This window comes from Micromonospora sp. DT41, assembly GCF_049841715.1.
In the GTDB taxonomy this organism is placed as follows: domain Bacteria; phylum Actinomycetota; class Actinomycetes; order Mycobacteriales; family Micromonosporaceae; genus Micromonospora; species Micromonospora profundi.
The window spans coordinates 114,765-129,136 of record NZ_JBNCKU010000011.1; the positions used below are offsets into that span (position 1 = coordinate 114,765).

The 14,372-nt window shown below is 70.8% G+C and carries 13 protein-coding genes; 11 read left to right on the forward strand and 2 right to left on the reverse strand.

Annotation, left to right across the window (positions count from 1 at the left end; translation table 11 throughout):
- Nucleotides 1-4: 4 nt before the first annotated feature.
- The gene (locus tag ACLQ23_RS21315) at nt 5-2,770 is read left to right on the forward strand and encodes an AMP-binding protein (protein ID WP_425880987.1); all 2,766 of its coding nucleotides are present in this window, start codon (nt 5-7) and stop codon (nt 2,768-2,770) included.
- 2 nt (nt 2,771-2,772) lie between these two features.
- Here ACLQ23_RS21315 and ACLQ23_RS21320 read toward each other — a convergent pair whose 3' ends face one another.
- Nucleotides 2,773-3,420 carry a TetR/AcrR family transcriptional regulator gene (locus ACLQ23_RS21320; RefSeq protein ID WP_355591888.1) on the reverse strand — a complete coding sequence of 216 codons (648 nt, stop codon included), beginning with the start codon at nt 3,418-3,420 and terminating at the stop codon, nt 2,773-2,775.
- Nucleotides 3,421-3,626: 206 nt separating this feature from the next.
- Between ACLQ23_RS21320 and ACLQ23_RS21325 the strand changes: the two genes are divergently transcribed.
- The 10 genes from ACLQ23_RS21325 (at nt 3,627) to ACLQ23_RS21370 (ending at nt 13,229) form a co-directional block, all read left to right on the forward strand.
- Nucleotides 3,627-4,568, forward strand: a complete 942-nt coding sequence (locus ACLQ23_RS21325; RefSeq protein WP_355591885.1) for an ABC transporter permease — start codon at nt 3,627-3,629, stop codon at nt 4,566-4,568.
- Entirely contained in the window at nt 4,565-5,758 is a 1,194-nt protein-coding gene (locus tag ACLQ23_RS21330; RefSeq protein ID WP_425880988.1) for a CaiB/BaiF CoA transferase family protein, read from the forward strand. Before ACLQ23_RS21325 ends, ACLQ23_RS21330 begins: the two co-directional genes overlap by 4 nt.
- Complete coding sequence (locus ACLQ23_RS21335) at nt 5,755-6,642, forward strand: ABC transporter permease (protein ID WP_355591879.1); 888 nt, start codon at nt 5,755-5,757, stop codon at nt 6,640-6,642. The genes ACLQ23_RS21330 and ACLQ23_RS21335 overlap by 4 nt, the downstream gene beginning before the upstream one ends.
- A gap of 55 nt (nt 6,643-6,697) precedes the next feature.
- On the forward strand, nt 6,698-8,233 hold the full coding sequence (locus ACLQ23_RS21340; protein ID WP_355591876.1) for an ABC transporter substrate-binding protein: 1,536 nt from the start codon (nt 6,698-6,700) through the stop codon (nt 8,231-8,233).
- Nucleotides 8,230-9,225 (forward strand): ABC transporter ATP-binding protein, encoded by a 996-nt coding sequence (locus ACLQ23_RS21345; RefSeq protein WP_425880989.1) that lies wholly within the window; start codon nt 8,230-8,232, stop codon nt 9,223-9,225. Before ACLQ23_RS21340 ends, ACLQ23_RS21345 begins: the two co-directional genes overlap by 4 nt.
- On the forward strand, nt 9,222-9,980 hold the full coding sequence (locus tag ACLQ23_RS21350) for an ABC transporter ATP-binding protein (protein ID WP_355591870.1): 759 nt from the start codon (nt 9,222-9,224) through the stop codon (nt 9,978-9,980). The genes ACLQ23_RS21345 and ACLQ23_RS21350 overlap by 4 nt, the downstream gene beginning before the upstream one ends.
- Before the next feature lie 3 nt (nt 9,981-9,983).
- Nucleotides 9,984-10,583: a nitroreductase family protein gene (locus ACLQ23_RS21355; RefSeq protein ID WP_355591867.1), complete on the forward strand. Its 600-nt coding sequence runs from the start codon at nt 9,984-9,986 to the stop codon at nt 10,581-10,583.
- Nucleotides 10,580-11,656, forward strand: coding sequence for an acyl-CoA dehydrogenase family protein (locus ACLQ23_RS21360; protein WP_425735336.1), 1,077 nt, complete (start codon nt 10,580-10,582; stop codon nt 11,654-11,656). Before ACLQ23_RS21355 ends, ACLQ23_RS21360 begins: the two co-directional genes overlap by 4 nt.
- A complete protein-coding gene (locus ACLQ23_RS21365; protein ID WP_425880990.1) occupies nt 11,653-12,369 on the forward strand; it encodes a tyrosine-protein phosphatase in 717 nt (238 codons plus the stop codon). Before ACLQ23_RS21360 ends, ACLQ23_RS21365 begins: the two co-directional genes overlap by 4 nt.
- A 161-nt stretch (nt 12,370-12,530) precedes the next feature.
- Nucleotides 12,531-13,229, forward strand: a complete 699-nt coding sequence (locus ACLQ23_RS21370; RefSeq protein ID WP_355591858.1) for a TetR/AcrR family transcriptional regulator — start codon at nt 12,531-12,533, stop codon at nt 13,227-13,229.
- On the opposite strand, the gene ACLQ23_RS21375 is transcribed toward ACLQ23_RS21370, so the two are convergent.
- Nucleotides 13,215-14,348, reverse strand: a complete 1,134-nt coding sequence (locus ACLQ23_RS21375) for an acyl-CoA dehydrogenase family protein (protein WP_425881027.1) — start codon at nt 14,346-14,348, stop codon at nt 13,215-13,217. The genes ACLQ23_RS21370 and ACLQ23_RS21375 overlap by 15 nt on opposite strands.
- Nucleotides 14,349-14,372: the final 24 nt, after the last annotated feature.

Sequence of the window (14,372 nt, forward strand, 5' to 3'; positions counted from 1 at the left end):
CCCGATGACGTACCCCACGGCGCATGCGCTCCGGTGGCCGGACCGGCCGGCGGTGGTGATCGCCGAGACCGGCGAAACCCTCACCTACGGTCAGTTGGACGATGCCTCCCGCCGACTGGCGCGGGCGATGTGGAACGCCGGCCTGCGCCCCGGAGACCATGTCGCCCTGATGATGGCCAACCACCTCAGCTTCCTGGAGGTGTACTGGGCGGCGATGCGGTCCGGGCTGGTCCTCACCCCGATCGGCACTTCGCTGACCGCCGACGAGGCGGCCTGGATCGTCGACAGTTGCGGGGCCAGAGCCCTTGTGGTGGACGCGGCGGCACCCGCTGCGGGCGCCCTCGCCGCCGTACCCGCGATGGTGTTGAGGCTTGCGGTCGGTGGCCCGCTGGCGGGCTTCGACGACTACGCCGAGACGCTCGCGGCGTCGTCGGCCGAGCCGCTGGAGCACGAGCCGCTGGGCGTCGCGATGGTCTACAGCTCCGGCAGCACCGGGCGGCCCAAGGGGGTACGCCGCGAGCTGTCCGGACGCACCGTGCAGGAGGGACACCCGCATTTCCTGCGCTGGCTCAGGGAGCTGTGGAAGTTCACCGACGACTCGGTCTTCCTGACTCCGGCCCCGCTGTACCACGCCGCGCCGCTCTCGTTCTCCAGCACCGTCACGGCGGCGGGCGGCACCGTCGTGCTGATGCGCAGGTTCGACGCGGATGGCGCGCTCACGGCGATCGAGCGGTACGGCATCACCCACGCGCTGATGGTGCCCACGATGTTCGTCAGGCTGCTGCGGCTGCCCGCCGAGCGGCGCCGGGCCGCTGTGCTCGACTCGCTGTCCGTCGTGATCCACGGCGCCGGGCCGTGCGCCGTCGACGTCAAACGCCAGATGATCGACTGGCTGGGGCCGATCCTGCTGGAGTACTACGCCGGCAGCGAGGACAACGGCACCACGTTCATCGATTCGCAGGAGTGGCTGGCGCATCCCGGGTCGGTGGGCCGCGCCATCGCCGGCTGCCGGGTGCACGTCTGCGGCCCCGAGGGGAACGAGCTGCCGTCCGGGCAGGATGGCCTTGTGTACTTCGAGGCCGAGGGCGGCCGGTCCGACTTCGAGTACGTCGGTGGAGCCGACAGCTCGGCGGCCCGCCACCCGGTACGCCCGGACTGGTCCACGCTCGGCGACATCGGCCACCTCGACGACGAGGGCTACCTCTACCTCACCGACCGGCGCGACTATCTGATCATCTCGGGGGGCGTCAACATCTCGCCCCAGGAGATCGAGAACGCGGTGATCGGCTACGAGCCGGTGGTCGACGTCGCCGTGTTCGGCGTTCCGGACGAGGAACTCGGCGAGCAGGTCGTGGCGGTCGTCCAGCCCGTCGACCCGGCTGTCGACCGGGACGAGCTCGTGGCCGGGCTGCTCGCGTACCTGGCCGGTCGGCTGGCCCGGCACAAGATTCCGCGGTCGGTGTTCGTGGTGGAGGCCCTGCCGCGACTGCCCACCGGCAAGCTCGCCAAAAACCGCCTGCGGGAGCGGTACCTGCCGGCCCGCGCCCTGGACACGACCGCCGGGCCACAGGAGTTCCGGGCCTCCGTACGCGCGCTGCTGGAAAGGGAACTTCCGCCCGGCTGGAGCGGGCTCGGGGCGCTCGGGGACGACGAACTGCACAAGTGGATAGCGCGCTGGCGCGCGGTGCTGGCCCGGCACCGCCTGCTCGCCCCCGGCTGGCCGGTCGAGCACGGCGGGCTCGGTCTCGCCCCGGACCAGCAGGTGGTGCTCCAGGAGGAGTTCGCGAGGGCCGGAGTGCCAAGCGGCAGCGGCAACGACCCGTTCGGCATCGACATGCTGGGCAACACGCTGCTCGCCCTCGGTACGACCGAACAGCGGGCCCACTACCTGCCCCGGATCCTCGACGGCACCGACGTGTGGTGCCAGGGCTTCTCCGAGCCGGGCGCTGGATCCGACCTGGCGGCGGTGCAGACCCGTGCGGTGCTCGGCGCCGACGGGCGCTGGCGGCTCACCGGGCAGAAGATCTGGACCTCGAACGCGCACCTGGCGTCCTGGATCTTCGTGCTGGCCCGTACCGGCGCCCGCGCTGAGCGACACCGTGGCCTGACCTTTCTGCTCGTGCCGCTGGATCAGCCGGGTGTCGAGGTGCGCCCGATCCGGCAGCTCTCCGGCGCCTCCCACTTCAACGAGGTGTTCTTCACCGACGCGGTGGCCGCCGATGTGGTGGGCGCCGTCGGTGGAGGCTGGGCGGTAGCAATGGCGTTGCTCGGCCACGAGCGCGGGCAGTCCGCCACGACCCAGGCCATCCGGTACCGCGCGGAGTGGGAGCGGCTGGTCCGTACCGCCCGGGAGAACGGCATGCTGGATCGGGCCTGGGTACGTGACGGCCTGGCCGCCGCGTACGTCCGGATCGAGGTGATGGACGCGCTCGGCCGGCGGCTGGCCCACGGCGGCCTCACCGGTGCCGACGCGGCGGGGGACGCCGCCCTGTTCAAGTTGCAGTGGAGCGCGCACCACCAGGCGGTGACCGAGCTGGCCCTGGAGATCCTCGGGCCGGAGGCCACCACGCCGACAGGGCGTGTGCTGGAGCTGGGCTACGGCGGCCCGGACGCGGCCGGTGCGCCGATCAGCTCGGCCTCCTGGGTCGACATCTTCTACAACGCCCGACCCGGAACCATCTACGCCGGCACCACCCAGGTGCTGCGCAACGTGGTGGCCGAGCGCCTGCTCGGGATGCCGAAGGAGGTGCGACCGGCGGGCCCCGGCTGAGGTCAGTCCTTCTTGAGCCCGATCGCGTTGGCCCACAGGCGGGTCAGGCCGTCGACGGCGGCGTCGAGGTCGAATTCGTAGTCGGGGCCGGCGTCGGCGCCCATCCACAGGTACGCGAAGCGGCTGAGCATCGAGGTGAGGGCCACGGCGCTCAGGTGCGGGTCGAGGTCCGGATCGGCGAAGCCGTCGGCCTGGAGCCTGCGGATCGAGCGTTCGGTCCGGCTCATGGTCTGCTGTGCCCGGGACTCACGGATCGCGTGGATGTCGTCGTTGAACGTCGACACCTGCTCGATGATCGCCATGATCCGGCTGTGCCGGCGGTAGGACTCCAGGTAGCGGCGGTTGGCGGCCTCGATCCGCTGGTACGGGGTGAGGTCGGCCGACCCGCCGCGCTGGCCGTCGAACATCTCGGCCTGGATCTGCTCGGCGACGACCCGGAAGATCTCCTCTTTGGAGGAGAAGTACGTGTAGAACGAGCCGTGCGCGAGGCCGACCTCCTTCGCGATGTCGGTGATCCGGGCATCGATGAACCCGTCCCGCTCGAAGACCCGGTGGGCGCCCTCCACCAGCTTGGCGCGACGCTCGAGATAACGCTTCGACTGCGTCGCCGCGCCGTCCGGACGTGCCGGCGTGGTGGTCCTGTCTGTCACTCGTCGCCCCATTCGATCTCGTGTCGCCCGGTCGGCCGCTGTCGACCGGCCGTGTGAACCGAATCATAGAAAATCCTGGACACCGGGTAGTGCCTCGTCCTAACGTCCTGGGCAACGAATCTGACCCCGACGTCAGAGTCAACCCTAACTCCCCTGCTTGACGCGCGTCGCGGGTCTCCCAGGATTAACGCGAGAAAGGTGACGGGATGCGTGCCTTCCTGATTCGCAGACTGGCCACCTTCGTGCCCACGCTGCTTCTCATCACCTTGATGGTGTTCGGGCTGCAACAGATCGTGCCGGGCGGTCCCGCCGAGGCGATCGCCGGCGCGGGATCGACCCAGGAGTCGATCGACGAGATCAACAGGCAGCTCGGGCTGGACCGCCCGCTCATCGAGCAGTACACCTCCTGGATCGGCAACCTGGTACGCGGTGACCTCGGCACGTCGTACTTCAGCCGGGAGCCGGTGGACGAGCTGCTCTCCCGCCGGCTCGAACCGACGGTGCTGTTGGTGGTCTCGGCGCTCGTCCTGGCCCTGCTGATCGGCGGCGGCGCCGGTCTGTGGGCCGCGGCCCGGCGTCGCCACCTGGACGGCCGTTCGGTGCTCGCCGTCTCCGGCATCGGCCTCGCCGTCCCGGACTTCTGGCTGGCGACGATCGCCGCCGGCTTCATCGGTCTCGACCTGGCCCTGCTGCCGGCCGTCGGCTACACGCCGCTCGCCGACGACTGGGTGCAGACGATCCGCTCGATCATCCTTCCCGTCCTGGTGCTCTCCTTCGCCACCGGCGCGCTGGTCTGCCGGCACGTCCGCAGCGCGGTGAGCCAGGCCCTGGACAGCGCTCACATCCGTACGGCCTGGGCGATGGGCCTCGCGCCCCGGCAGGTGTACCTGGGCGACGCGTTGCGCTCGGCGGCGCCCGCCGTGGTGACCCTCCTGCCGCTGCTGGTGGCCACACTTGTGGGTGCCTCGGTGGTGGTCGAGAACGTGTTCGCGATTCCCGGCCTGGGCGGCCTCATCGTGCAGTCGGTCGACAACCGGGACTACGCGACGTTGCAGGGCACTGTGCTGCTGATGGCGCTGCTGGTGCTCATCCTCAACTTCGTCGCCGACCTCGTGCTCGCCCGGCTCGACCGGCGGGTGGCGGCGTGAGCCCGGCGGCCGGCGCGCTGGCCGGCGTCCGGGTGATCGAGCTCGGCCACGCCATCGCCGGCCCGCACTGCGCGCAGATGCTCGCCGACCACGGCGCGGACGTCGTCAAGGTCGAGCCGCCGGTGGGGGAGATGTCCCGCGACGCCCTGCCGGTCGTGGACGGCGTGAGCGTCTACTTCGCCTCGCACAACCGCGGCAAGCGCAGCATCTGCCTGGACCTCAAGACCCCGCCCGACCTGGAGCTGCTGCTCCGGCTGTGCGACACCGCAGACGTCGTGCTCACCAACTACGGCGCCGACGTGCCGCAGCGACTGGGCTGGTCCTACGACGTGCTCCGGGCCCGCAATCCACGACTGGTGATGGTGCACGTCACAGGCTTCGGCTCCGGGGCGTCCGACGCGCCCCGTGCCGCGTACGACGGCGTCATCCAGGCGATGAGCGGGATCGCCGACCTCACCGGGCAACCCGGCGGGGAGCCGACGTTCGTCGGTGCCTTCGTGGCCGACCACGTGGCCGCGTACCACGCGACAATCGCGGTGCTCATGGCGCTGCGCGAGCGTGAGGTCACGGGCGTCGGAACGTTCGTCGACGTGAGCATGCTCGACTCGTACACCGCAATGCTCGCCCACGAGGTCGGCCTGGCGGCCGCCGGCGTCCCACGTGGACGCTGGGGCAACCAGGTCCAGACCGCGTTCGCGAACGTCTTTGCGGCGCGGGACGGGCAGGTCTTCCTGGCCCCGTTGGGTGACGCCGCCTGGCAGCGGTTCTGGGCGGTGCTGGGCGGCACCGACGTCAGCTACGACGAGTCCACCGGAGAGGCGCGGGAGCGTCTGGAACAGGTGGTGGGCGACTGGACCTCCGGTCGCACCATCACCGAGGTGCTCGACGCGATGCGCGCCGCGGGCGTGGCGGCGGGACCGATGCGCCCGGTCGGGGAGGCGGTCACGGCGATGGCCGGCACGGGCATGGTGCTGACAGTTGACGGCCCCGACGGCCGGCCGGTGCGGGTGCCCGGCCGGCCGGTGCGGGTCGGCCTCACCGAACGCCCCGGCGCGCTCACGGTGCCGCGGACCGGTGAGCACACGACGGAAATCCTCACCGAACTCGGGCTCGCCCCGCACCAGCAGCAGGACCCGGCCGAGCGCGGCCCGGCCGCCCCGGTAGCGCGATCGCAGGAGGCAGACCGATGACCACGTCGATGGACCCGCGCACCGCTGCCACGCCGCTGCGCGTCCGCGCCGGGCTGGCCGCCCGGCGGCCACGGTCGGCAAGCGGCCCGCGCGCGGTCGCCTTCTGGATCGGTTCCGCGGTCGTCCTGCTGGTGCTGCTGGCCGGGCTGCTCGCGCCCTGGCTGGCGCCGTACGACCCGCTGGCCATCGATCCGGCCGACCCGTACGCCGGGCCGTCCGGCGCGCACTGGCTCGGCACCGACGCGAACGGCCGCGACGTGCTGTCCCGACTGATGCACGGCTCGGCCTCCAGCTTCCGCGGAATCGCCATCACCGTCGGTGTGGCCGGAGTGTTCGGCAGCCTGTGGGGTCTGGTCGCCGGCTACGTCGGCGGGCCTGTCGACGAGGTGTTGATGCGCCTCGCCGACGCCGTGATCTCCTTCCCGGGCATCGTGCTGGCCATCGCGATCACCGGCGCGCTCGGCCCGAGCCTGCTCACCGCGATGCTCTCCGTCGGTGTCGTCTTCGCCCCGATCGTCGCCCGACTGCTGCGTGCCCAGGTGCTGGCGCTGCGGCAGGCGGAGTTCGTGCTTGTGGCCCGGTCGCTCGGCGTACGCGGCTGGCGGATCGCGCTGCGGCACGTGCTGCCCAACGCGATGGGGCCCGTCGTCGTCCAGCTCTGCGGCCTGGCCAGCACCGCGCTGATCATCGAGGCCGCGCTCGGATTCCTCGGCCTGGGCGTGCAGCCGCCGGCACCCAGTTGGGGGCCGGACCTGGCCCGCGCGTACGCCGACTTCTACGTCAACCCGTTGCTCACCGTCGCTCCCGGCCTGCTGATCACCGCTACCGCGTTCGCGATCAGTCAGGTCGGTGACGGCCTGCGCGACCGCCTACGGATCGGATGAGCCGTCCCGTCATCCGCTCCTTTCTTCTCACCAATTCCCTCGATGAGGAGCAGCAATGTCCATATTCGGCCCCCGCCGCCTACCCACCACTGCCCTCGCCGTCAGCATCCTCGTCCTCGCGACCGGGACCGCATGCGGATCCGGCGAGTCCGGAACCGACTCGACGGCCGCCGCACCCTTGAAGATCGGCACGGTCAACTTCCCGACCTCACTGGACCCGACAGTGAGTTCCTCGGGGTACGACTACCCGCACCTCAACCTGGTCTACGACCGCCTTCTGGTCGGCGATCCCAAGACCGGTGAGCTCGGCCCCGGCCTGGCCACGTCGTGGAAGGTCGCCGACGACGGCTCCTCGATCACCCTGGAACTGCGCGAGGGCGTCAAGTTCTCCGACGGCACGACGATGGACGCCGCCGCCGTGAAGGCCAGCATGGATCGGTTCAAGGCGTCCGCGAACGGCCAGGACATCGCCAGTGTCTCCGCGATCACCGCAGAAGGCGCCAACACAGTGGTGCTCACGATGAGCAAGCCGGACTCCTCGATCCCGACGGCGTTGAGCGACCGGGCCGGGATGATCGTCTCGCCGACCGCTGTCGAGAAGGAGGGCAAGGACTTCGCCGCCCGTCCGGTCGGCGCCGGGAAGTACACGCTGGAGAGCCTGCAGACCGGGGCGGCCGTCAACTACAAGCGCAACGACGCGTACTGGGGTGACAAGGGCAAGGCGCCCACGCTCAACTGGCAGGTGTTCAAGGACCCGCAGGCAATGGTGACGGCGTTCCAGAGCAACGTGGTCGATGTGGCGATCTCGGTGCCGCCGCTGAGCGTCGAGAAGCTCAAGACGGTGCCGGGCAAGCAGGTGGTGGTCGGTCCCGCGTACTCCGAGACAATGATCAACTTTAACGCGAAGCTGGCGCCCACCGACAAGGTGGAGATCCGGCAGGCCATCAACTACGCGCTCGACCGCGAGGTCATCCGGAAGGCGGCAAGCGGTGACGCCGCCGAGGTGACCTGGACGGCGCTGCCGCCGACGCACCCGTACCACGACGCGTCGATCACACCCACCTACGCCTACGACGAGGCGAAGGCCAAGGCGCTCGTCGCCCAGGCCACCGGTGGCAAGCGGGTGGCAATGAAATGCCTGACCTTCCCGGGCCTCAACTACGAGACCAGCGGCCCGATCATCATCGACTCGCTGAAGAAGATCGGCATCGACGTCACCATCCAGTCCGAGACCGCCGCCGCGGCCACCGAGGCGTTCTGGGCCAAGAGCCAGGCGCCCTGTTTCCTGTCCGGCTGGACCGGCCACGCCGACCCGGCGATCACCTACGGCCGGTTGCTCAACCCGGACTCCTTCTACAACGCCGGCAAAACCGACTTCGGCACCGCGCAACTTCAGGACAAGCTGTTGACCACGTTCGACTTCGCGCCGCGCAAGGCGGCGGCCACCGACCTCGCCAAGAAGGTGGCCGAGGTCGCGCCGTTCGCGCCGCTGTTCACCGTACCGATGATCGTCGGTCTGTCCGACCAGGTCGACGGCTACGAGCCGAACGCCAGCGGGCGACCGGACATGTCGACGGTGGCCCGCAAGTGACAAGCGCGGAGCAGGCGGCCCTGGAGATCCGTGACCTGGGCATCAGGTTCGCGGGGAGCCCCGAGCCCGCGGTGCGGAACGTCTCGTTCACTGTCGGACGCGGTGAGGTCCTCGGCGTGGCGGGGGAGTCCGGCAGCGGCAAATCCTCCATCGCCCTCGCCGCGCTGGGGCTGCTGCCGCCGGACGCCGAGGTGACCGGAAGCATCCGCCTCGGCGACCAGGAACTGGTCGGGCTCCGGGGCCGCCGGCTCCGCGCGATTCGTGGTCGGAGGATCGCGATGATCTTCCAGGAGAGCGTCTCGGCGCTGCATCCGATGCGCCGGGTGGGTGACCAGATCGTCCGGGTGATCCGGGCGCACCTGCCCGGCAGCCGGGCCGAGGCCGGTGCGCGCGCGGTGGCGGCGTTGCGCGACGTCCGGCTCGACCCGGATCGGGTCATGGGCAGCTACCCGCACCAGCTCTCCGGCGGGATGTGCCAGCGAGTGATGATCGCGATGGCGCTCAGCTGCGAGGCCGACGTTGTCCTCGCCGACGAGCCCACCACGGCGCTTGACGTCTCGTTGCAGAAGGACATCCTCGTCCTGCTGCGGGAGCTGGTCGCCTCGCGCGGCCTGAGCGCCGTCTTCATCAGCCACGACCTGGGCGTCCTCGGCGACGTGAGCGACCGGGTGATGGTGCTCTACCGCGGTGAGGTCAAGGAGGTCGGTGCGGTGGACGCGATGCTGAGCCGGCCGCAGCACCCCTACTCGCAGGCGCTGCTGGACTGCGTACCCCGGCTCGGGGGCGACCGGCTGCGGACCTTCCCGGAGATCGCCGCCGACCAGGCCGGTGGCTGGACCGGCGGTGGGTGCAACTACGCGGCCCGCTGCCCCCGTGCAGCCGACGACTGTCGGGAGCACCCCGACCTGCGCAGTGTCGAGGAGAGCCTGGTGCGCTGCCGGCACCCGCTGGGTGAGGCGGCCCCCGCCGGCCGGACGGAGGTGCTGCGGTGAGCGACGTCCTGCGGGTCTCGAAGGTGTCGAAGGACTACGGCTCGGGCGACCGCGCCCACCGCGTGCTCTCCGACGTCAGCCTGGAGTTGGCGCGCGGCGAGGTGCTCGGCGTCGTCGGCGAGTCCGGCTCGGGCAAGTCCACGCTGGGTCGGATCGTCGCCGGCTTTCTGCCGCCGAGCCAGGGCAGCGTCGAGCACCTCGCCGGCGGGCCACGGTCGGTCCAGATGATCGTCCAGGAGTCGGCCGGGGCGTTGAACCCCCGGCTGCCGGTCTGGCGGTCGATGGCCGAGGTCACCGCTGTCAACCGGCGGTTGGCCCGCCGGTTCCGCGAGCCGTCGATGGAGTACGTGCGGTACGTCGGGCTCAGCGACGCCGACGCCGACCGCCGCCCGACGCAGTTGTCCGGCGGTCAGCGCCAGCGCGTCTCGATCGCCCGGGCGCTTGCCGCCAAGCCTGCGGTGCTGGTCTGCGACGAGGCGGTGTCCTCGCTCGACGTCTCGGTACGCGCCACAGTCCTCAACCTGCTCAACCGGGTCCGAGTGGACTTCGGCATCGCGATGATCTTCATCTCGCACGACATCGCCGTCGTGAGCCATCTGGCCGACCGGGTGCTGGTGCTGAGCAACGGAAAAGTGATGGAACACGGGCCGACCGAGCAGGTGCTCACCCGGCCCGAGTCGGACTACACCCGCGCCCTGATCGCGGCGACCCCCAGCCTGGAACGTCGCCTGATGCATTCCGCCGAAGGAGCCTGAGCAATGGACGTCTTCGAGGCGATCCGGACGACGCGCGCGATGCGGCGACTGGATCCCACGGTGCCGGTCACCGACGAACAACTGTGGACCATCCTGGGCGCGGCCCACTGCGCGCCCTCCGGCGGCAACGCGCAGTGGCTGCGCTGGGTGGTGGTCACCGACGCCGAACGACGCGCTCGACTCGGCGAGATCTATCGGGCCTGCTGGGCGCCGGTCCGCCGGCGCTACGACGACCGCGTGCCCGCCGACCCGGAGGCGGCCGAGAAGCAGGCACGGATGCTGCGCTCGGCGGACCACCTGGCCGAGCACATGGGTGAGGCGCCGGTCCTCATCGTCCCGGTGACGACAGTGGACGAGCCGTCGTCGGTGTTTCCGGCGGTGCAGAACCTCATGCTGGCGGCGCGGGCACTGGGCCTGGGCACGACGCTGACCACCACGCACCGGCACGCCGCCGACGAGGTGCGGAAGGTGCTCGGCCTGCCACCGGACGCGATCACCTGGGCGCTGATCCCGGTCGGCGTCCCGACCGGCCGCTGGGGCGAGGCCCGCAGGCGTCCGCTGGAGTCGGTCGTCTACTGGGACACCTGGGAGGCGACCCGGTGAGCGACGCCCAAGCCGACTTCCGCCAGTCGCTGCGCGGTTTCCTGGCGAAGGCGTCACCGGAATCCGAGGTACGGCGGCTGATGGAGGCCCCGATCGGCTTCGATCCCGCAGTCTGGCAACGGATGGCGGTCGAGCTGGGGCTGCCGGGTGTGGCCATCCCCGAGGCGTACGGCGGGCAGGGCTTCGGCGGCGCGGAGCTGCGGCTCGTGATCGAGGAACTCGGTCGCGTCCTCTACGGCGGCCCGTACTTCGCCACCGTGGCCCTCGGGGCCGAGCTGCTGCTCCGGCTCGACGACGAGCGGGCCCGCGCCGACTTGTTGCCCCGGATCGCCGACGGGTCGCTGCCTACGGCCGTCTCGCTGGGCGGCGACCTGCGGGCCCGGGCCGGCGAGGACGGGACCTGGGTCGTCGACGGCACCGCGACGCACGTCGTCGACGCCGAGGCGGCGACGCTCCTGCTCGTGGTCGCCGCGACCGTGGACGGTGTCGACGTCCTGGCGGTGGACCCGGCCGAGGCCGAGGTGACAGTGCAGCCGTCGCCCGTGCTGGACCCGACCCGCCGCCAGGCTGTGGTGCGCTTCCGGTCAGCCCCGGCACGGCGGCTCGGGCGACCGGGCCAGGCGGCCACGGTGGTGGCCCGCGTGCGGGACCAGGCGATGGTCGCGCTCGCCGCGGAGCAGACCGGCGGCGCGGCCCGCGCGTTGGAGCTGATGGTCGAGCACGCGTTGACCCGGGAGCAGTTCGGCCGCCCGGTGGGCGGCTTCCAGGCGATAAAGCACCTGTGTGCCGAACGCCTGCTCGACGTGGAGTCGATGCGGTCGCTCGTCCACGCGGTCGACGACACCCTCGACGACGACGCCTTCGCCGTCCAGGCCCGGACCGTACGGTCGTTCTGCTCCGAGGCGTACTTCCGGGTAACCGCCACGGCCGTCCAGGTGCACGGCGGCATCGGCTTCACCTGGGAGCATCCGATCGGCCTCTACTTCAAGCGGGCCAAGAGCAGCGAGTTGCTGTTCGACGGGCCGGCGACGCAGCGGGAGGAACTCATCGACCACCTGCTCGCCGCCCGATGAGCGTCCACACGCCGCTGAACTTCCGGGACCTCGGTGGCCTGCCGACAGCCGACGGCGGGCGGGTGCGCCCCTGCGCGGTCTACCGCAGCGCCACCCCTGTGTTCCTCGACCCGGACGAGGCAGAGGCCTTTCGCGAGGTGACAGGCATCCGGGTCCGGGTCGACCTGAGGGGCCGCCGGGAGATCGCCGAGACCAGCGAACGGGACCGGCTCACAGGCGGTCTGCGGATCATGCACCTGCCGTTCGGCCGATCGACCCTGCGGCCGGTGCATCCGGACCCGGGTGTGCGCCTGGCCGAGCACTACGCCGACATGCTCGTCGTGTCCGCCGCGACGATCACCACGGCGGTGCGGCAGGCTGTGGACGCCCGCGAGAACCCCCTGCTCGTGCACTGCACAGCGGGCAAGGACCGCACCGGCGTTGTCGTCGCCGTGCTGCTCGCCGCGCTCGGCGTCCCCGCGCGCGACGTGGTCGAGGACTACGCGCGGACCCGTGAGCACCTGGTGGCGATCTGGAACCAGGCGCGGCTCCTGCCGGAGTGGGAGAAGCGGATTGCGAGCCTGCCCGAGGAGGCGCACACTGCGGAACCAGCCACCATGGAGCACTTCTTGGCGCTCGTCCAGGAGCTGCACGGCGGCGTCGCCGCCTGGCTGGCGACGCAGGGCTTCGGCGCCGCCGACCTCGACGCGCTGAGGGCCGCCCTGGTGGAGTAGTGCTCGGGCTGTGACGAGTGTCCGACACCGGCGGTCCCACCATTACCGTCTCGGGAACTCCGGGTCCCTGATTGCTACCGTGATGCAAGGCGCGCGTCAACGTATCTCACGAGAGGGCAACCATGGCCCGGACCGTTTCCGCGAACGCAGCAATCCCCGGTATGTCCGAGGCGACCCACGACCAGCCTGTCGCGGCACCGCCGGGGGCCGCGCCCCGCTCGGAGTCGCTGCTGGAACGCGCCTTCACCGAGGCGCTCGAGCGCTCCGACGACAACGACGAGATCACCATGCGGCTTCTCGACGCCGCCTACGAGCAGTTCCGCCGCATGGGCGTCCGCCGGTCAACAATGGAGGACGTGGCGCGGCGGGCCGGCGTTTCCCGGATCACCGCGTACCGCCGGTTCGCCACGAAGGACCGGCTGGTGGAGCAGGTGGTCCGCCGGGAGTTCCGGCGCTACTTCGACCAGTTCCTCGTCGACATCCAGCGGGCCGCGACCGTCGGCGACCGGGTGGTGCTGGGCTTCGTCAGCGCCTTGCAGGCGATCCGCCGCAACCCGCTGATCGGAGGGCTGATGGACGCCGAACCGGACATGCTCATCCCTTCGATGATCAGCGACGGCGGGCGGACGTTGGCCACGGTGCAGCGGTTCGTCGCCGGCCAACTCCGCCGCGAACAGCACGCCGGCACCATCTCCGCCTCGGTGGACGTCGAGATCGTCGCCGAGCTGATGACCCGGCTTTCCTGCTCCTTCCTGCTCATACCCAGCCACGTCATCGACCTCGATGACACCGAAGAACTACGAGCCGTGGCCCGGCGGTTCCTCGTACCCATGCTGGAGCACGGTTCACAGGCCGAGTGATCGGCCGATCACCTCCTTCATGATCTCCGTGGTGCCGCCGTAGATGGTCTGCACGCGGGCGTCCAGATACGCCCGGGCCACCGGATATTCGCGCATGTAGCCGTAACCGCCGTGCAACTGGAGGCAACGGTCGACGGTGCGGTGCTGTAGCTCGGTGCACCACCACTTCGCCATCGCCGCCGTCTCCGCCGTGAGGTCCGGCGCGACCAGGCACTGGTCGATGAAGACCCGGCCGAGGCGCAGTTCGGTGGCGAGTTCGGCAAGCACGAACCGGTTGTGCTGGAAGCTGCCGATGGGGCGGCCGAATGCCTGGCGTTCCTTGCAGTACGCGAGGGTCTGCTCGAACACCGTCTCGGCGCCGGCGAGCGCCGCCACGGCGATCGACAGCCGTTCGAAGGGAAGGTTGCGCATCAGGTAGCCGAAGCCCTTGCCCTCGACGCCGAGGAGATTCGCCGCGGGCACCCGGACGTCGGCGAAGAACAGCTCGGCGGTGTCCTGCGCCTTCTGCCCGATCTTGTCGAGGTTGCGGCCCCGCTCGAAGCCTGCCATGCCCCGCTCCACCACCAGCAGGCTGATGCCCCGGTGCCCCGCCGCCGGGTCGGTGCGGGCCACGACGATGACCAGGTCGGCCAGGATGCCGTTGCTGATGAAGGTCTTCTGACCGTTGAGGACGTAGCAGTCCCCGTCGCGTACCGCGGTGGTCGTGATGCCCTGCAGGTCGCTGCCAGCGCCCGGTTCGGACATGGCGATCGCGGTGATGATCTCGCCGGAGCAGAAGCCCGGCAACCAGCGTTCCTCCTGCTCGTCGTTTGTCAGGTCGGTGAGGTACGGACCGATGATGTCGTTGTGCAGGCCGAACGCAGGGCCGCTCGCGCCGGCCCGGGCCAGCTCCTCGGTGAGAATGGCGCTGAACAGCCGGTCGGTCACCCCGCCTCCGCCGTACCGTTCGTCGACGGAGAAGCCCAGCAGGCCGGTCGTGCCGGCGGCCCGCCACAGGCCGCGGTCGACGATGCCGTCGGCCTCCCAGCGGTCGTGGTGCGGTGCGATCTCCTTGTCGATGAAGGCACGCACCAGTTCGGCGAACGCGAGGTGGTCGGCGGTGAGGATGGGACGGTCCACCATGTGTGTCAGCTCCTTGCCGCA